At 46.4% G+C, this 18,928-nt stretch carries 12 protein-coding genes; 8 read left to right on the top strand and 4 right to left on the bottom strand.

Features of this window, described 5'->3' with window-relative positions:
- Positions 1-132: 132 nt before the first annotated feature.
- The 3 genes from glnS to NE536_RS16265 all read right to left on the bottom strand — a co-directional run bounded on the left by glnS (position 133) and on the right by NE536_RS16265 (position 4,545).
- On the bottom strand, positions 133-1,803 hold the full coding sequence (gene glnS / locus NE536_RS16275; RefSeq protein WP_261273336.1) for a glutamine--tRNA ligase: 1,671 nt from the start codon (positions 1,801-1,803) through the stop codon (positions 133-135).
- A gap of 215 nt (positions 1,804-2,018) precedes the next feature.
- Positions 2,019-4,313 carry a Fe(2+) transporter permease subunit FeoB gene (gene feoB / locus NE536_RS16270; RefSeq protein ID WP_261273335.1) on the bottom strand — a complete coding sequence of 765 codons (2,295 nt, stop codon included), beginning with the start codon at positions 4,311-4,313 and terminating at the stop codon, positions 2,019-2,021.
- Positions 4,306-4,545, bottom strand: a complete 240-nt coding sequence (locus tag NE536_RS16265) for a FeoA family protein (protein WP_012196862.1) — start codon at positions 4,543-4,545, stop codon at positions 4,306-4,308. The genes feoB and NE536_RS16265 overlap by 8 nt, the downstream gene beginning before the upstream one ends.
- Positions 4,546-4,979: 434 nt before the next feature.
- Here NE536_RS16265 and NE536_RS16260 point away from each other — a divergent pair, with 434 nt between their 5' ends.
- From NE536_RS16260 to NE536_RS16245, 4 genes are all read left to right on the top strand, one after another.
- Positions 4,980-5,945 carry a DmsE family decaheme c-type cytochrome gene (locus NE536_RS16260; protein ID WP_280925670.1) on the top strand — a complete coding sequence of 322 codons (966 nt, stop codon included), beginning with the start codon at positions 4,980-4,982 and terminating at the stop codon, positions 5,943-5,945.
- Between the two features lie 13 nt (positions 5,946-5,958).
- The gene (locus NE536_RS16255) at positions 5,959-8,109 is read left to right on the top strand and encodes an MtrB/PioB family decaheme-associated outer membrane protein (protein WP_261273334.1); all 2,151 of its coding nucleotides are present in this window, start codon (positions 5,959-5,961) and stop codon (positions 8,107-8,109) included.
- Between the two features lie 35 nt (positions 8,110-8,144).
- On the top strand, positions 8,145-10,064 hold the full coding sequence (locus NE536_RS16250; RefSeq protein ID WP_261273333.1) for an OmcA/MtrC family decaheme c-type cytochrome: 1,920 nt from the start codon (positions 8,145-8,147) through the stop codon (positions 10,062-10,064).
- A gap of 248 nt (positions 10,065-10,312) precedes the next feature.
- Positions 10,313-12,505 (top strand): OmcA/MtrC family decaheme c-type cytochrome, encoded by a 2,193-nt coding sequence (locus NE536_RS16245; protein WP_261273332.1) that lies wholly within the window; start codon positions 10,313-10,315, stop codon positions 12,503-12,505.
- 41 nt (positions 12,506-12,546) lie between these two features.
- On the opposite strand, the gene NE536_RS16240 is transcribed toward NE536_RS16245, so the two are convergent.
- Entirely contained in the window at positions 12,547-12,708 is a 162-nt protein-coding gene (locus NE536_RS16240) for a hypothetical protein (RefSeq protein WP_006081109.1), read from the bottom strand.
- Positions 12,709-12,846: 138 nt separating this feature from the next.
- On the opposite strand from NE536_RS16240, the gene NE536_RS16235 reads away from it, so the two are divergent.
- From NE536_RS16235 to NE536_RS16220, 4 genes are all read left to right on the top strand, one after another.
- Positions 12,847-14,799, top strand: coding sequence for an OmcA/MtrC family decaheme c-type cytochrome (locus NE536_RS16235; RefSeq protein WP_261273331.1), 1,953 nt, complete (start codon positions 12,847-12,849; stop codon positions 14,797-14,799).
- Positions 14,800-14,867: 68 nt separating this feature from the next.
- Entirely contained in the window at positions 14,868-15,869 is a 1,002-nt protein-coding gene (mtrA, locus tag NE536_RS16230) for a decaheme c-type cytochrome MtrA (RefSeq protein WP_006081107.1), read from the top strand.
- Between the two features lie 12 nt (positions 15,870-15,881).
- Complete coding sequence (locus NE536_RS16225) at positions 15,882-17,969, top strand: MtrB/PioB family decaheme-associated outer membrane protein (protein ID WP_259584938.1); 2,088 nt, start codon at positions 15,882-15,884, stop codon at positions 17,967-17,969.
- A gap of 228 nt (positions 17,970-18,197) precedes the next feature.
- The gene (locus NE536_RS16220) at positions 18,198-18,803 is read left to right on the top strand and encodes a Sec62 family protein translocation protein (protein WP_261273330.1); all 606 of its coding nucleotides are present in this window, start codon (positions 18,198-18,200) and stop codon (positions 18,801-18,803) included.
- Positions 18,804-18,928 lie beyond the last annotated feature (125 nt).

Raw genomic sequence — 18,928 nt, 5'->3', positions numbered from 1 at the left:
GGCCTAAAAGGCCTTCTTTTTTTGGGTCTGATTAATTGTCTGAACGACTTAGCTTGATTCAACTTAGCTTCGTTGAGTTGAACTGTTTGACTCATTTCATCAAACCAATTCATTCAAGCTAATTCTATCAAATCATTCGAAAGAATCACGCAGCGCTACAGTTAAGTTAAACACTAAATTATCCGCTGACGAATCTTTGCTGTCAGCACAGAAATAACCTTCACGCTCAAACTGATAAGCTTTTTCTGCTGGTGCATTTACTAGGCTTGCTTCAGCAAAACCGTGCACAACCACTAATGATTCAGGGTTTAATACTTCGTCCACAGTCTCAGCCGCTGCTGGGTTAGGATCGGTAAATAAACGCTGATATAAACGGAACTCAGCAGGCTTAGCAGTAGATGCCTCAACCCAATGGATCACGCCTTTGACTTTACGTCCATCAGCAGGATTTTTACCCAGAGTTTCAGGATCATAAGTGCAGTAAACCGTCGTGATATTGCCTTCGCTGTCTTTGTCACAACGCTCAGCTTTAATCACATAGGCATTACGTAAACGTACTTCCTTACCTGTCACAAGGCGTTTGTATTGCTTGTTGGCTTCTTCTCTAAAGTCAGCCACATCAATCAATATTTCACGGCCAAAGGCTAATTCGCGCGTCCCCATGCTCTCATCATTTGGATGAGCGGCCGCTTGAATGTATTCAAGCTCACCTTCAGCATAGTTTTCGATGATGACTTTCAATGGACGTAATACGGCCATAGCACGCGGTGCATGTTCGTTCAGTTCTTCACGAATACACGCATCTAACATGCCGACTTCAATCATATTCTCTTGCTTAGTCACGCCGATACGTTGGCAGAACTCGCGAATTGACGCAGGCGTATAACCACGGCGACGCAGGCCAGCAATCGTTGGCATACGTGGGTCGTCCCAACCTGACACGAGTTTACGGGTCACAAGGTCGTTTAGCTTGCGCTTAGACATCAAGGTATATTCAAGATTTAAGCGTGAAAACTCGTATTGACGAGTACGATTCGGCGCTTGAAAATCATTCAAATTATCCAACACCCAGTCGTATAAACGACGGTTGTCTTGGAACTCTAAAGTACATAAAGAATGGGTAATATGTTCTAACGCATCAGAAATACAGTGGGTAAAGTCGTACATTGGGTAAATGCACCACTTGTCACCCGTTTGGTGGTGATGGGCAAAACGAATACGGTAGATGATAGGATCGCGCATACACATGAATGGCGACGCCATATCAATTTTGGCACGCAGCGCACACTCACCTTCTTTAAAACCACCGTCGCGCATCTTAGCGAATAAGGCAAGATTCTCTTCGACTGATGTGTCGCGGAAAGGACTGTTTTTACCTGGCTCTTTTAACGTGCCACGGTATTCGCGAGTTTCATCAGCATTCAAGAAACACACATAAGCCAAACCTTTATTGATCAGTTCAACTGCATATTGATGTAACTGATCAAAATAGTTTGATGAATAGCGTACATCGCCATCCCACTGGAATCCAAGCCAACGCACATCCGCCTGAATAGAATTAACATAATCAATGTCTTCTTTTTCGGGATTAGTATCGTCAAAACGTAAATTACACAGACCGTTATAGTCTCGCGCTATCCCAAAATTTAAGCAGATAGATTTAGCATGACCAATATGAAGATAGCCATTCGGTTCCGGCGGGAAACGAGTCTGTACACTCGTGTGCTTACCGCTTTGTAAATCTTCATCTATGATATTACGAATAAAGTTACTCGGACGTACTTCAGTGTCCACATGACTCATGGAATTCCTCTTTGCGAACAATGGCAATTTTAAGAAAACCAGCATGATCCTACAGATCACTACTAGTTACAATGCCTAGTGCTAAAAACTATGGTTTTTGACCGGCTGGGTTATAACCGCGATAGTAAAACAATAAAAGCAGCCATGAAAGCTGCTTTTATCTTTGACCTAACTAAGCTGACATTTATTACTCAGTCATACTGACTCAGTAAATCTTACTCTGTGATGATGCGGATCCCTGGAATGATCTGCTGGGTTCTTCTGCCCTTACGTTTCAGCCATTGATAAAAGGCCACTAACGCAAACAGGAAGAAACCAATCCACAGACTCGATTGCACAGGATGCTGTGTAAAGGTTGCCGCTTGATAGACCACAGTCGCTGAGCCATAGGCCAGTGAGAAAGTCCACGTAGCCGCAAACGTCGCCCAACGAGAGCCAAACTCATGCACTAGAGCGCCCATCGCCGCAACACAAGGGGTATACAGCAAGATAAACAGCAAGTAAGAGAACGCCGCAATTTTACCACTGAAACCAGCTTGCAGGGCACCGAAGGTCGATGTTGCCACACCTTGCTCTTCCGCTATCGCTTCTTTATTGGTCAAATCACCAACCGACAGTTTTAGCGGATCTTCCAGATCAATTCCAAACAAGTTTGCAGGAATCGTCGCCAGAGCCGCATTAAAGCTTTCACTCAAGGGTGTCAGCTCTTCATCAGCGGGCGCTGCAGTGCTGTACAAGCTGTTTAAGGTACCGACCACGGCTTCTTTGGCAAAAATACCTGTGATAATACCAACCGTTGCTGGCCAGTTATCCTGCTCTATACCCATAGGTGAGAAGATGGGCGTGATTTTTTGGCTCGCAACACTCAGCAAAGATGCTTGGCTATCTTCATGGCCGAAGGTGCCATCAACACCAATAGCATTGATAAAGTTTAATAACGTCACCACCAGCACAATGGTTTTACCCGCACCTAAAATAAAGCTCTTAGTGCGTTTGCCTGTGCGGACCATAACAGCTTTAAATTTTGGCATCTCATAGCTTGGCAGTTCCATCACCACAGCACTGCTGGTGCCGGGCAACAGGGTGCTTCTGAGTAATAAACCCGTACCGATAGCGGCAAAGATACCAATAACGTAAAGCAAGAAGACTAAATTCTGTCCAGAATCGGGAAAGAAAGCCGCGGCAAATAACGCATACACTGGCAAACGTGCACCGCAAGACATAAATGGCGCCATCATACCCGTGACAATACGCTCACGTTCACTGCCTAAGGTGCGCGTCGCCATAATCGCCGGCACAGAACAACCAAAGCCGACAATCATAGGCACGAAAGCTTTACCGGGCAGACCGATACGGCGCATTAACCCATCAACTACAAATGCAGCGCGGGCCATGTAGCCAGAGCTTTCAAGGACTGACAAACCGAGGAATAAAGCAGCGATCACCGGAATAAACGTGGTCACGGTTTGAATACCTTGGCCAACACCACCAGCGAGAATAGTGACCAACCAAGCCGGAGAGCCCATGTTCGTCAAGAATGCACCAAAGTGATCGACAAACAGCGCGCCCGCAAACACATCGAAGAAATCGATAAAAGCGCTGCCAATATTGATGCTGAACATAAACATCAAATACATCACGAACAAGAACACAGGAATGCCAAGCACGGGATGCAATATAAGTTTATCTAATTTATCACTGAGAGTGAGGAATCCCGACTCTTTCACTGAACCTTGAAACACTTTCTCAACGAAATTAAAGCGCGTGGTAGCCACCATCACTTCAATATCATGGCCTTGCGAAGAGATAATCTGGGTACAGGTATTCACTTCATCCTGCAACTCAGCATTTTGGCAACTGCCACAACCTGAACCATTGCCTAACATAGCCAAAGCACGGCCACGGCTTAATTGCGTGTCTTTGCTGCAAAGTAACTGCACGCCCGCTTCAATTTGTTCATCGTAATGCAGCACTAATGGTGCTTCAGAGACTCGGCCTTGCAGTAAATCGAGTACCTGCGCTTGCACTTTTTCTACATCGGCAGGATCGCGTGAGCACACACCAATCACAGGGCAGCCCAACTCTTTGCTCATTTTCTTTAAATCGACTTTGATACCGCGTTTAACTGCAGAATCAATTTTATTCAGCACGACCACCATAGGGATCGCGAGTTCACGCAATTGGGCGGTGAGATATAAATGACGTTCGATGTTAGTGGCATCGACTAAATTGATAATGCCGTCGACACGTTGCTCGGCGAGATATTGCTGCGCAATTTGCTCATCGAGTGAACAATCGCAACTATTGCCCGCAGGCAGAAGATCGTAAATACCCGGTAAATCGGTCAGATAGACATCGGCACCGTTTAAGGTGAAATGACCAGTCTTTTTCTCGACCGTCACACCAGACCAGTTACCGACTTGTTGATTCGCGCCGGTTAGCGCGTTAAAGAGCGTCGATTTACCCGCATTCGGGTTACCGACTGTGACGCAATGAAACTGCTTAGTCATTCGCCTTTTCCACCTCAATGATGTCTGCCAAATCTCTGCGCATACAAAGTTTACTACCACGAATATCCAGTTCGAGACCAGAGCCCATAGGTGCGTATCGGATCAATGAAAAACGCGTATTCGGCGTGATCCCCATGGATAACAACTTACGCTTCACGGTTTGTGGTAACACTAAACGCCCCACTTCAGAAATAATACCGCGATCACCGGGACTGAGTTCGCTTAACTTCATTACGTATTCCACCTTGCAACAGGTTCAGCTCGAAAAACTGCGCCCATTGTAACTGAGCTATGACCCTAATAACTTTACCTAGATCAAGATTTTTGACTGGTAACGATAATAGTTTTCAATTGTGTTGGGTATTATGTGACAAAAATACCAATGAATAAACGGCCAACTGAAAATAAAAATTCACGCCCAAGTGCCCAAGACAGTTATGCGATCGACAGAAGTCAAAAAGCTGTGAACAAATCCCCTACCGAAGCAAACGTGATCAAGGTCACGCTTCCTCTATATCACCAGTAAAATCATCCCTCTTTACAGTGAAAAGACCAAGGAATGTTAAGCACCTGTCACACATTTGTTCTAATATTAACCAGCTTTAATAAGCTAAATTAGTAATGTCGAAAGCGTCAAAATAACAAATATAAATGCACCGGGAAAAGATGAACATGGAAATAGGGCTAAAGTTCAAAAACATAGCTAAGGCTATGCTATGTATTTTGTTATCAATCGTGAGTATTTCGGCCTCGGCGACACCTTGGGATGACAAAAAACCAGAGGAAGTCGTCGCGACATTAGACAAAAAATTCGCCGAAGGTAAGTATTCCGCCAAAGGGGCTGACACTTGCCTGATGTGTCACAAAAAAAGTGCCGTGGTCATGGCGATATTTGATGGGGGTCATGGCAACCCCAATGTGAAAGATTCTCCCATGGCCGATTTGCAGTGTGAAGCCTGCCACGGTCCGTTAGGGAATCATAACAAAGGTGGCAAAGAGCCAATGATCACCTTTGGTGCAAATTCTCCTGTTCCCGCGCAAAAGCAAAACAGTGTTTGTATGAACTGCCACAATGACAGTCAACGTATTGCGTGGAAAGGCAATCACCACGATAACGCCGATGTTGCCTGCGCAAGTTGCCATCAAGTTCATACCGCCAAGGATCCTATCAGCGATAAAGCCAATGAAGTCGCCATTTGTACCCAGTGCCATACCCAACAAAAAGCTGATATGCACAAACGCTCAGCCCATCCATTACAGTGGCAACAGATGGTGTGCAGTGACTGCCATAATCCCCACGGCAGTTTGAACGATTCAAGCTTGAAGCAAATGAGCGTCAACGAAAATTGCTATAGCTGCCACGCTGAAAAACGCGGCCCTAAACTGTGGGAACATGCCCCCGTCACCGACAATTGTGCTAATTGCCACAATCCCCATGGCAGCGTGAACGAAGCCATGCTGATCAGTAAGCCGCCGCAGCTTTGTCAACAATGCCACGCCTCGGATGGTCATAGCAGTAATGCCTACTTTGGCAATCAAACCAATGCCTTCACTTCAGGTAACTCCTGTATGAATTGCCACGGGCAAGTGCATGGTTCTAACCATCCTTCTGGCAAATTGCTACAGAGATAACAAGGGAATGATCATGCCAACAGCTAAATTGTCTCACCCTAGTGCTTGTTTCTCCCTCACTTTACTCGCATGGGCGATAAGCAGTGTTTTGACTCAAGCACATGCCGAAGGTTATGAGCTAAAACAGGCGAATCGAAGTGGCATTAAGACAGAGGCATGGAGCTGCAAACTATGCCAACCTAAGACAGGGCATAGTGGTGATGTCAGAGCCACCCTCGCATACAACGATGGCGAGGACAGCCGTTTCGGTAACCGCACTGGGACAGATAACGATGGGTTCGTTGCCGCCGTCGGTGCGGATATGGTGTACAAAACACAGTCGGGTTATCAAACTCAGTTGGTCGCGGATAAGTTAGGTTTTGATGCGGGCTCAGCCAAGCTCACAACAGGAAGGCCAGGGAACTATCAAATCAACTTAGGTTATAGAGGCTTAGCTAACTATAACCATAATCAACTCAAAAGCCCTTATACCTCATCGCAAGATAAGATGTTGTTGCCCGATAACTGGATAACAGGTGGCACAACACAATCTATGCCTCTGCTACAGAGCAGCCTTGTTGGCCAAGATTTAAGTATTCAACGTGATCGCTTTATGATCGGTGGTTACTATGCCGGAAAAATATCACCCGAAAGCGACAATGCCAGTCACTACAAAGCATCATTAAACTATCAACATGAAGACCGCAGCGGCGCCAAAAAGACCAGCGCCAATATACTCACCAATAGTGTCATGCTCGCCCAACCGATTGATGACAGTACCGATGAAATCGATGCCAGAGTCTATTTTAATGGCACTGGCTGGCAAGCTGGCATCAATAGCCAAGTCAGCCAATATAAAAATGATCACCAAGCCATGCAATGGCAATCCGCCTACACGCCCACCTTTGGCGCGGCATACTTAGGTCAAAATGCGGCCGACCCCGACAGTAAAGCCTATCGCGTTGCCGCAGAAGCCTCTGGGGGAGCGAATGGTCAGAATGTGCTAATGCACGCAGGCTTTAGCCGTATGACCCAAGATGACACTTTTATTCCAGCCACCATCAATGGCCCGTCACCGGTCCTGCCTGCGGATACCTTAGATGGCCAAGTGGATATTATTGAAATGATCCTTAAATATTCGGGCCGGATCACCCAAGATTTAAGTGTACAGGCAAGCTACAACTATCAAGACAGAGATAACAAAACGGCCAAATTAGCCTTCCCACAAATCATCACCGACAGTATTAACCAAGGCACTGCTCAAAATAGCCTTTATGATAAGCGAACCAAAAAACTCGAACTTAAAGGCAAATATCGTTTTACTTCAGCCGCCTATGCAGAAGCAGGCTACAGCCGTAACGAAAACGATTACACTGAACTCGACCGCCAATCCGTCGATGAGTCCGGCGTGTTTGCCAAACTGAGCTATCGCTATTCCCCTGCTTGGTCAGCATGGTTAAAAGGAGAAGCACTAGAGCGCGATGGCAGTGAATACGATCCAGTCACAACCACTCAAAGCCAAAGTAACCCTTGGCTGCGTAAATCCTACCTTGCCGACAGAAAAAGGCAAAAAGTCACCTTACACACTGATTATCAAACTGATATCGGCCTCTCGCTGGGCGCCAGCTTGCACAGTGTCGATGACGATTATCACCACACCCAAGTGGGTCTTACTCAAGTGTCCTACCTAGGTTATGACGTATCGGCCCAATATGCGCTGAGTGACGATCTTCATTTCAGTGCCTTTGTTAACCAAGATTGGCGCGACTCAGATCAAGCAGGCAGCAACCACTTTTTAACGCCCGATTGGTACAGCACTGCCGAGGAAAAATCGACTTTAATTGGTGCAGGTTTTAGTTATCAAAACCTGTTCGATAATCACCTCGACATTGGCTTGGACTACAGCTATTCCGATGGACAGAGTGATACCGAGGTCGTCTACGGCATCACCAGTCCCTATGGCGATTTTTATGCCCGCAAACACAATATTAATGCCTACGCCAAATATAAGTTTGCCGACAGTATGTCGCTACGCGTCGATTGGTTATTCGAGAAGTATCAAGATGCTAACTGGCAAAACCAAGGCACATATTGGGACACGATTCCCAACGTACTCAGCTTTGGGGATATGAGCCACGACTACAACGCTCACTATTTAGGCTTGACCTTAAGCTACCAAATGTAACTTAGGCACTGACAGCGCATTCCAAGGATAGAAATATGAACAAGTTTGCAAAAATGAGCTCGAAATTCAGTCTGACGCTGGTCTTAGTCTCGCTATTAAGCGCCTGTGGCGGTGATAACGGCCAAGATGGTAATCCAGGCGAACCCGCAAAACCGCCCGCGTTAACCATCACTAGCCTAAAGGTCACGGTCGATAAAGTTGAGATGGCAGATGGTATTGCTCAAGTGGATTTTCAAGTGAGCAATCAAGATGATGAAGCCGTGATTGGTGTCCCATCGGCGACGTTTATTGCGGCGCAGCTTCTGCCGCAAGGTTATACGGGTGCGGGTAATAGCAGTGAATGGCAGCATTTTACCGCCGAAACCTGCGCGGCAACTTGTCCTGGCAGTCTCACAGACCATAAAAACGGTCACTACAGCTACACCTTCAGCGCACCGTTTAATGGCATGAATGGGGTGACGTTTATGCCCGAAGCGACCCAAAGAATGGTGGTCAAAATCGGCGGCGATAAGCTTGCTGATAACACCCCCTTACCTATTACCAATCAACATTATGACTGGCAATCTTCTGGGGATAATGTCGCTTACACCCGCAACTTAGTCACAGTAGAAACCTGTAATAGTTGCCACAGCAATCTTGCTTTCCATGGCAGTAAATATAATCAAATCGAAACCTGCGTCACTTGCCATAACAGCAAAAAAGTCAGTAACCCCGCGGATATTTTCCCGCAAATGATCCACAGCAAACATCTAACCGGTTTCCCGCAACCCATCAGTGACTGCCAAACCTGTCATGTCGATAAGGCTGAGTTAGCTGAGCAGCAAAATTGGCACAGAGTCCCAACCATGCAAGCCTGCGGCGCCTGTCATACACAAATTAATTTTCCCGCAGGCGAAGGACACCCAGCGCAGGCCGATAACAGTAACTGCGTGGCGTGCCATAATGCAGACTGGACCGTAAGCGTTCACAGTGATGAAGACAAAACTGCGGCACTGATGCAATTTAGCCCAAGCATTACCAGCGCCAGTATGGATGCCAATGGTACAGTCACCGTCGCGGTTAAATTGATGAACCCAACCACTGGTAGCGTCTACAGCGACAGTGCCGATAAGTTAAAATTCATCAATGATTTAAGGGTATATGCCAACTGGGGAACCAGTTTTGATTATGCGACCCGCTCTGCCCGCTCGATTAAACTGCCGGAATCCACACCCTTATCAGGCTCAAATGGCATTTATACCTATACAATTTCGGGTCTTACTGTGCCTGCAGGCACTGAATCGGATCATGGCGGACTCGCGATTCAAGGCCGAGTCTGCGCCAAAGACAAAGTACTCGTTGATTGCACCACTGAACTGGCGGAAGTGTTAGTGATTAAAGCCAGCCACAGTTATTTTGATACGGCAGCATTAAGCAGTACGGGTCGTCGCACTGTTGTTAGTAATACAAGCTGCGGTAATTGCCATGGTGATCAAAAGCTTAATATCCATGGCTCACGCAACGATCTCGGTGGTCAATGTCAGCTATGTCATAACGCCAATATGCTCGCTGATGCGACGGCGGCAAATCCTTCCACCACGTCATTTGACTTTAAGCAGCTGATCCACGGTATTCACACCAGCCAATTCGCAGGTTTTGAAAACCTAAACTATCCAGGGAAAATCGGTAACTGTGCCCAATGTCATGTTAACGATACCGCGGGGATATCTACCGTCGCCCTTCCCTTAAATTCAGCGGTACAACCCCTTGCCCTCGATAACAGCACTTTTACCAGCCCGATTGCCGCTGTGTGTAGCAACTGCCATTCAGATACCAGCACTCATAACCACATGACTCAGCAAGGTGCTGTTTTTGCAGGCACAAAAGCCGATGCAGCTGCAGGAACTGAAACCTGTGCTTTCTGTCATGGACAAGGCGGAGTCGCGGACGTGTTAAAAGTGCATCCCATAAACTAAACCTATGATGCTGGCCTAAAAAGGCCAGCAACTGCAGATATAAAAGGAACTCATACTATGCAGTCATCTACTCCTAAAGAAATAGTCAGATCTCAGTCACATTACCCACCTAAAGTGACTGATTAATACCAGTGACTTAGTTAGCCTTACAGATGGAAAACTAATTCCACACATCCTATGCGGGTAATGAGATTTATTCTTATCTACCAAGCATTTGATGATGATTACAACTATTGCAGGGAAATATCATGATGAAACGGTTCAATTTCAATGCCGCAACAAAAGCGATGTTGGGTGCCGGTTTACTCTCTCTACTACTCGCCGGTTGCGGTGGTAGTGACGGTAAAGATGGTGAAGACGGTAAACCGGGTGTTGTTGGTGTCAATATCGATACAACGCCTACACTGAAAGCAAGTTTCACTAATGCCACTATCGATGCAGGTAAGGTTACAGTCGATTTCACATTAGAAAATGCGAATGGCGTAGCAGTACTAGGCTTAAATAAAGATCACGACATACGTTTTGGTATTGCACAGCTTAGCCACGTTACTGTAGCAACTGAGGATCCAGCCAAACCCGCTGACCGCGGTTACCAATGGCAAGCTTATATCAATGCCAAAAAAGAGCCTGGCACAGTGCCTTCTGGCGTGGATAACCTCAATCCATCAGCTCAATATCAAGCCAACGTTGAAGCCGCTGCTAAGTGTGATACCTGTTTAGTGGACCATGGTGATGGTAACTACAGCTATACCTATCAAGCCAATATCGCCAATGTCACTGAACCATTAGCGATTACTTACAGTGCTGAAGCGACTCAACGGGCAACATTAGAACTTGAATTACCACAGCTTGCTGCCAACGCCCATTTTGATTGGCAGCCTTCTACAGGCAAAACTGAAGGTATTCAAACACGCAACGTTGTTTCAATAACAGCCTGTTATACCTGTCACCAACCAGAAAGTTTAGAGTTACACGGTGGCCGTAGAGTTGATATTGAGAACTGTGCATCTTGTCATACGGCAACTTCTGGCGATCCTGAGTCAGGTAATAGCATTGAATTTACATACATGATCCATGCTATCCACAAAGGTGGCGAACGTCATACCTTTGATGAGACAGGCGCTGAAGTACCAGCACCTTACAAGATTGTCGGTTATGGCGGTAAAGTGATTGACTACGGCAAGGTCGGTTTCCCATTAAAACCTGCAGCGGATTGCGCAGCCTGTCACGTTGAAGGAGCGGGTGCACCAGCTAATGCCGATTTATTTAAAGCCGACTTAAGCAATCAAGCCTGTATTGGTTGCCACACAGAAAAACCGTCTGCTCACCACAGCAGCAGTGATTGTGTCGCTTGTCATAATGCAACTGAACCATACAATGGCACAGGTAGTGCAGCTAAACGTCATGGTGATGTGCTGAAAGCTTACACAGAAACTAAAGCCATGGGCATTAAGTTCACTAATGTCGGCGTGAATGACACGGGCAAAATCACTTTTGATGTCCAAGTTGTTGACAAAGATGGCAATGCCATTGATAAAGCCTTCGTAAATCAAAGCTCACGCGTTGTCGTAGCATGGGATTCTGATAAAGATTACCCAAGCTATGCTGATGCCTCTTATAGCAATCGTCGTATCGCTTTAAGTGAAGGTACCTATAATGAAGCGAATAAAACCTACTCATTAACAGGCACTAAGTTCAGTTTACCCGCTAATGCAAATGGTAAAACATTCGAGCTGTGGTCAACATTAGAAGTGTGCTTCAACAATGGCGGTTATGGCGTTGCTGACGTAGCGATGACAGATTGCTCTGCTGACAGTGTAAGTAAAGTCGCGGTTAAACAAGCCCCATATCATTTCGTTTGGAAAGATACGGGAGTGGACAACACTGCCAAGGCAGCGACACGTCGCGACATTATTGATGCAACTAAGTGTCAAGGTTGTCACAATCAAGAAATCCACCACTATGACAACGGTGTAAATTGCCAAACTTGTCATACTTCGGATAAAACCTTGAAAAATGATGCCAACTATCCTGGCGGTAAGATCCCAACTAGCTTTGCGTGGAAAGCTCACGAACGTGAAGGCCATTACCTGAAATATGCGGGTGTACAATCAGGCACTGTGCTAAAAACCGATTGTGCGACATGCCATACAGTTGATAAAGCAAACGTCATTACAGGTATTACCTTAGGACGTCAGCCTGATCGCACATGGCGCTACGGTGATATCAATAATAACGGTGCCGATATTTGGGTATCTTCAGATGCAGGCGCATGTTTAAGCTGTCACCAAAAATATCTGACTGATGCGACAAAATCTCACATTGAGACTAACGGTGGTATTTTAAATGGCAGCAGTGCAGCCGATGTGCAAACTCGTGCATCAGAAAGCTGTGCAACTTGTCATACCCCAGCTCAATTAAGTAAAGTTCACGGTAATTAAGCAGATATAACGCTCTCATTCAGAGCAATGTTTTATCGTTACTAAAGAGAGAGGTTTTTACCTCTCTCTTTATATTCTTGCCATTTAAAAATCCGCTGTTTTTTTGATCTGAAATCGTTTTTACCTCTCGCTTTAAATACCTCTTTAGAAATAGAAAGATCCAAGTCACACATTAGCAAAGGCCTTGGAGATTTTAAGGTCATGTTAGGTTAGCCTTTCCTTGGGGAATTCTATTTCCAGCATCCACTTAAGTCGCTTCTAGTGACCAAAAACACAGACATAGAATCTGTTGGCTCTAGAACACAGCGTTTAAGCAATGCCAAACCTATGCAGGGAAAAAAATGATGAACGCACAAACAACTAAAATCGCACTGCTGTTAGCAGCAAGTGCAGTCACTATGGCCTTAACGGGCTGTGGTGGCAGCGATGGTAATGATGGTAATCCCGGTGAACCTGGTGGCGAACCTGCTCCAGCGATTCAAACCCTTAATTTCACGTTTGATAAATCTGTCATCACTAACGGTGTACCGAGTGTTGAGTTTACCGTCACTAACGAAGATGATTTACCCGTCGTTGGTCTCCAAAAAATGCGCTTCGCCGCAGCACAGTTGATCCCACAAGGGGCCACAGGTGCCGGTAATGCCTCGCAATGGCAATACTTTGGTGATGAAACCTGTGATGTGGCAGCAACATGCCCAGGGACTTTTGTTGACCAGAAAAACGGTCACTACAGCTATACCTTCAACATGAACCTGACCGCTAACGCTAAAATCACCTACAACGATCAGTTAGCTCAACGGGTGTTAATCCGCGCTTATAACACGCCGTTACCCGATGGTACTCAAGTCCCTAACAGTAACGCCTTTGTCGACTTTACGGCCGATACAGGCGCTGCACCGACATACAGCCGCAAAATTGTTGCCACTGAAAGCTGTAATACCTGTCACCAAGATTTAGCCAATGTGAAACACGGCGGCGCGTACTCAGATGTTAACTACTGTGCAACTTGCCACACAGCTGGCAAAGTTGGCGTAGGTAAAGAGTTCAATGTTCTCGTTCACGCTAAACACAAAGACCTGACTTTAGGTTCATTGGAAAGCTGCCAAAGCTGTCATGCTGCAAACGATGCCACGCCAGATTGGGGTAATTGGTCACGTATTCCAACTGCCGCTACCTGTGGAAGCTGTCATAGCACAGTGGACTTCGCCGCAGGTAAAGGCCATTCACAACAGCTAGATAACTCTAACTGTATCGCTTGTCATAACAGCAACTGGACTGCCGAGCTACACACAGGCAAGACTGCTGACAAGAAAGCCGTTATCGCTCAGTTAGGTATGCAAGCGACTCTCGTGGGTCAAACTGATGATACTGCGGTATTAACTGTCTCTATCTTAGACAAAGACGGTAACGCGATTGATGCGGCAACGGTTCAAGACAAGATTAAACGTTTAGAAACTGTCACTAACGTTGGCCCTAACTTCCCAATTATGGGTTACAACAAGAGCCCTGGTAGTGGTGCTGCGAAAATTGCTAAAGACTTAGTCAAAGATGGCGCACTGCAAGATGGCGTGACCTTAGTTGACGGTAAACTGGTATTCACTACACCTGCCCTGCCTTTCGGTGCTGGCGATACAGATACGGCCTTTACTTTTATCGGTCTGGAAATGTGTAGCACAGGTACTAGCTTAACGGCATGTACCGTTGATAGCGCAACCACCAGTATGAAAGCAGAGCTCGCCTTTGGTACTAAATCAGGCAACGCCCCAAGCATGCGCCATGTTAACTCAGTTAACTTCAGCACCTGTCAAGGCTGTCACAGCGATACCTTTGAAATCCACAAAGGCCACCATTCAGGTTTTGTGATGACAGAGCAAGTATCACACGCAAAAGATGCGAACGGTAAAGCGATCGTCGGTGTTGATGGTTGTGTCGCGTGTCATACACCTGATGGTACTTATGCTTCTGGTGCTAACAAAGGCGCATTCGAGATGAAACTGCACGTGATCCACGGCGAGCAAGGTGTCATCAAAGAATGTACCCAATGTCACAACGATTTCAACCTAGATGCATTCAAAGTGAAAGGCGCGCTGGCAACATCAGCAGGTAAATACACCACGCCAATCACAGCCACTTGTACTTCATGCCACGCGCCAGAATCCATTGGCCACGGCTTAGAAAACATGGGCGCGATTGTGAACGGTGATTATGTTCAAGCTAACCAAGCGGCGCAGTCAGAAACCTGTTTCTACTGTCACAAACCCACACCAACAGATCACACTCAGGTGAAAATGTAATTTGCCCAAGCAGGGGGAGTTCGCTCCCCCTTTCTTGAATTTTGTTGGGACAAATTGGGAAGCCTATTATGAAGAACAGCCTAAAAATGAAAAACCTACTGCCGGCACTTGTCATCACCATGGCAATGTCAGCAGTCATGTCTTTATGCATTGCACCAAACGCTTATGCGTCGAAGTGGGATGCGAAAATGACGCCAGAGCAAGTCGAAGCCACCTTAGATAAGAAGTTTGCCGAAGGCAACTACTCCCCTAAAGGTGCCGATTCTTGTTTGATGTGCCATAAAAAATCTGAAAAAGTGATGGACCTGTTCAAAGGAGTCCACGGCGCCATTGATTCATCAAAAAGCCCAATGGCTGGCCTGCAATGTGAAGCCTGTCATGGTCCTTTAGGTCAACACAATAAAGGCGGCAACGAGCCGATGATCACTTTCGGTAAGCAATCGACCTTAAGTGCTGAAAAACAAAACAGCGTCTGTATGAGTTGTCACCAAGATGATAAACGTGTGTCTTGGAACGGCAGTCACCATGACAATGCCGATGTCGCTTGTGCCTCTTGCCACCAAGTGCATGTGGCAAAAGATCCTGTGTTATCAAAAAACACTGAAATGGAAGTCTGTACTAGCTGCCACACTAAGCAAAAAGCAGACATGAACAAACGCTCAAGCCACCCATTAAAATGGGCTCAAATGACCTGTAGCGATTGTCATAATCCCCATGGGAGCATGACAGATTCCGATCTGAACAAGCCGAGCATTAACGAAACCTGTTACTCCTGCCACGCCGAAAAACGCGGCCCCAAACTGTGGGAACATGCACCCGTCACTGAGAACTGTGTCACTTGCCACAATCCTCACGGCAGCGTGAATGATGCCATGTTGAAAACCCGCGCACCGCAGCTGTGTCAGCAATGTCACGCCAGCGATGGCCATGCCAGCAATGCTTACTTAGGTAACACTGGTTTAGGTTCAAACGTCGGTGACAATGCCTTCACGGGTGGAAGAAGCTGTTTAAATTGCCACAGTCAGGTTCATGGTTCAAACCATCCATCTGGCAAGCTATTACAGCGCTAAGGAGACGAGAAAATGAAATTTAAACTCAATTTGATCACTCTTGCGTTACTGGCAAACACAGGTTTTGCGATAGCGGCCGATGGGTATGGCTTAGCCAATGCCAATACCGAAAAAGTCAAAATGTCCGCATGGAGCTGTAAAGGCTGCGTCGTTGAAACGGGCACATCGGGCACTGTGGGTGTCGGCGTAGGTTATAACAGTGAAGAGGACATTCGCTCGGCGAATGCCTTTGGGACGTCAAACGAAGTCGCAGGGAAATTGGATGCTGATGTCACCTTTCGCGGTGAAAAAGGCTATCGTGCCAGCGTTGAAGCCTATCAACTGGGCATGGATGGCGGCCGCTTAGAGGTGAATGCCGGCAAACAAGGTCAGTACAATGTCAATGTGAACTATCGCCAGATTGCCACTTACAACAGCAACAGTGCCTTAATGCCCTACTCGGGTGTGGGCAGCGATAATTTAACGCTGCCAGACAACTGGGTGACGGCGGGTTCAAGCAGCCAAATGCCATTACTGATGGACAGCCTGAACTCCTTAGAACTGTCGCTCAAACGTGAGCGCACTGGGCTAGGTTTTGATTATCAAGGTGAATCGCTGTGGAGCACACATGTGAGCTACATGCGTGAAGAAAAAACCGGCTTGAAAAAAGCATCTGGTGGATTCTTCAACCAATCTATGATGTTAGCCGAGCCTGTCGATTACACCACTGACTCCATTGAAGCGGGCATCAAGCTTAAAGGCGACAACTGGTTCACTGCACTTAACTACAATGGCTCGATTTTTAAGAACGAGTACAACCAGTTAAATTTTGACAGTGCGTTTAATCCAACCTTTGGCGCGCAAACCTCTGGCTCTATCGCCCTAGACCCAGACAATCAGTCACACACAGTATCGTTAATGGGCCAATACAACGACAGTACCAATGTGCTATCGGCTCGCTTGCTTACCGGACAAATGAGTCAAGACCAAGCGTTAGTGACTTCAGGTTATGGTTATCAAGTGCCAACTGAAGCCCTTGATGCCAAGGTCGACCTTATCGGTTTGAACTTAAAAGTGGTCAGCAAAGTCACCAACTCACTGCGCTTAAGTGGTAGCTACGACTATAACGACCGCGATAACAATACGCAGATTGAAGAGTGGACCCAAGTCAGCATCAACAATGTCAACGGTAAGGTGGCCTATAACACCCCTTACGATAACACTAGCCAACGCTTCAAAGTGGCGGCGGATTATCGTATTACCCGCGGCATGAAACTCGATGGCGGCTATGACTTCAGACGTGACGAACGTAATTATCAAGACCGTGAAACCACGGATGAGAACACGGTTTGGGCGCGTTTCAGAGTCAACAGCTTCGAGACTTGGGATATGTGGGTTAAGGGCAGTTACGGTCAACGTGATGGCTCTGAATATCAAGCCTCTGAATGGACATCGTCTGAAACCAACAGCCTGTTGCGTAAGTACAATCTGGCGAACCGTGACAGAACCCAAGTGGAAGCACGAGTCACTCACTCGCCTATCGAAAGCCTGACCATAGATTTCGGTGCCCGTTACGCATTAGATGACTACACAGATACTGTCATCGGTTTAACTGAGTCAAAAGACACCAGTTATGATGCCAACATCAGCTACATGATCACCGATGATTTACTGGCGAACGCCTTCTATAACTATCAAATCATTGAATCTGAACAGGCGGGAAGCAGCAACTACAGCACCCCAACCTGGACAGGCTTCATTGAAGATAAAGTCGATGTTGTTGGCGCTGGCATTAGCTACAACAACTTACTTGAAAACAAGTTACGCATGGGACTGGATTACACCTATTCAGACTCCAACAGTAACACCCAAGTTAGACAAGGTATCACAGGCGACTACGGCGATTATTTTGCCAAAGTGCACAACATTAACTTATATGCTCAATATCAAGCCACCGAGAAAATGGCGCTGCGCTTCGATTATAAAATTGAGAACTATAAGGACAATGACGCTGCCAATGATATCGCCGTCAATGGGATCTGGAACGTCGTAGGTTTTGGTGATAACAGCCATGACTACACAGCGCAGATGATCATGTTAAGCATGAGCTACAAGATCTAATCCTCAACGATAGACAATCCAAAAGCCCGCATTTTGCGGGCTTTTGTTTAACCGCGGCAGTCACATGCAAAGTCAGATGTAAAATCATTACATCAGCCCTGATAAAAGTAAAAATCTTGAATAAGATCAGACTCTGGCGCAAAAGTCCGCCCATAAAAACCTTATTCCTTGAGTTTTAGCTCACTTTAGCGGATCTTAATTCAATCTTTTGGTTAATCCTCTGAGCCCATGCGTATTTATTCTCCCCTCTGCGAATCTAAGTGGTTTTCATCGCTTCCTGCCCTACTGGGGCTGAGTCTATTGCCCTTGCCCGCCTTGGCGTTCGACCCCTCGGGCGGCACCGCCAGCCTGTTTATCATTCTCGGCCTCGGCGGTTTTACCTTAATCAATTTATTTTTACAGGGTTTGTTCTTTTTTGCGGGTCAGTATCGCAGCGCCGCCTTTGCCAAACGCCATGTATTAAGCGCATTAATCGTACCGCTGATTGCCGTCGCGTTAGCCATATATGATCACAGAGGTTGGAGTGATTTCGCCCTGAACTTAGGCATTATTTGTGTGGGGATTGGACTGATATTATTGCCGCTACAACTGTGCCAAATCGATAAGCCCAGCAATCGCAATGCCGATTGGATCATCAGCCTAGGGGCATTATTCATCCTAGCCTTAAGCTATGTCATTGCCCCCTTAGCCTTCTTTACCATTGTGCTAACCCACATCTGTTTGGCTTCAAGCCCAAGTAGAGTGCCTAAGTTATTAAGCTACTTGGGCCTATTGTTAGGGTACGGTCTTTTTGGCTACTGGCTGTATCAAACGGCGATGATGTTCCAATCCTGATTGAAAATGAATGAGCGACGATTAATGAACAACGATGAATGAGCGATGACATTTACCATTGACCACTAGCGCTGACGACTGACCACTGACCATTGACTAAGACAAATTTTGACTAAAACACATTG

Source organism: Shewanella septentrionalis, assembly GCF_025370265.1.
GTDB classification, from domain to species: domain Bacteria; phylum Pseudomonadota; class Gammaproteobacteria; order Enterobacterales; family Shewanellaceae; genus Shewanella; species Shewanella hafniensis.
The sequence above is the reverse complement of the archived record's forward strand: the minus strand, read 5'-3'. Positions and strand labels throughout refer to the sequence as shown.

What these genes read in the sequence shown, in the direction of transcription:
- NE536_RS16250 (WP_261273333.1), top strand. Translation starts at nt 8,145, where the DNA reads ATGAACAAGTTTGCAAAAATGAGCTCGAAATTCAGTCTGACGCTGGTC.
- NE536_RS16260 (WP_280925670.1), top strand. Translation starts at nt 4,980, where the DNA reads ATGAACATGGAAATAGGGCTAAAGTTCAAAAACATAGCTAAGGCTATG.
- mtrA (WP_006081107.1), top strand. Translation starts at nt 14,868, where the DNA reads ATGAAGAACAGCCTAAAAATGAAAAACCTACTGCCGGCACTTGTCATC.
- NE536_RS16225 (WP_259584938.1), top strand. Translation starts at nt 15,882, where the DNA reads ATGAAATTTAAACTCAATTTGATCACTCTTGCGTTACTGGCAAACACA.
- NE536_RS16235 (WP_261273331.1), top strand. Translation starts at nt 12,847, where the DNA reads ATGATGAACGCACAAACAACTAAAATCGCACTGCTGTTAGCAGCAAGT.
- NE536_RS16255 (WP_261273334.1), top strand. Translation starts at nt 5,959, where the DNA reads ATGCCAACAGCTAAATTGTCTCACCCTAGTGCTTGTTTCTCCCTCACT.
- NE536_RS16265 (WP_012196862.1), bottom strand. Translation starts at nt 4,545, where the DNA reads ATGAAGTTAAGCGAACTCAGTCCCGGTGATCGCGGTATTATTTCTGAA.
- NE536_RS16220 (WP_261273330.1), top strand. Translation starts at nt 18,198, where the DNA reads ATGCGTATTTATTCTCCCCTCTGCGAATCTAAGTGGTTTTCATCGCTT.
- NE536_RS16245 (WP_261273332.1), top strand. Translation starts at nt 10,313, where the DNA reads ATGATGAAACGGTTCAATTTCAATGCCGCAACAAAAGCGATGTTGGGT.
- NE536_RS16240 (WP_006081109.1), bottom strand. Translation starts at nt 12,708, where the DNA reads ATGACCTTAAAATCTCCAAGGCCTTTGCTAATGTGTGACTTGGATCTT.
- feoB (WP_261273335.1), bottom strand. Translation starts at nt 4,313, where the DNA reads ATGACTAAGCAGTTTCATTGCGTCACAGTCGGTAACCCGAATGCGGGT.
- glnS (WP_261273336.1), bottom strand. Translation starts at nt 1,803, where the DNA reads ATGAGTCATGTGGACACTGAAGTACGTCCGAGTAACTTTATTCGTAAT.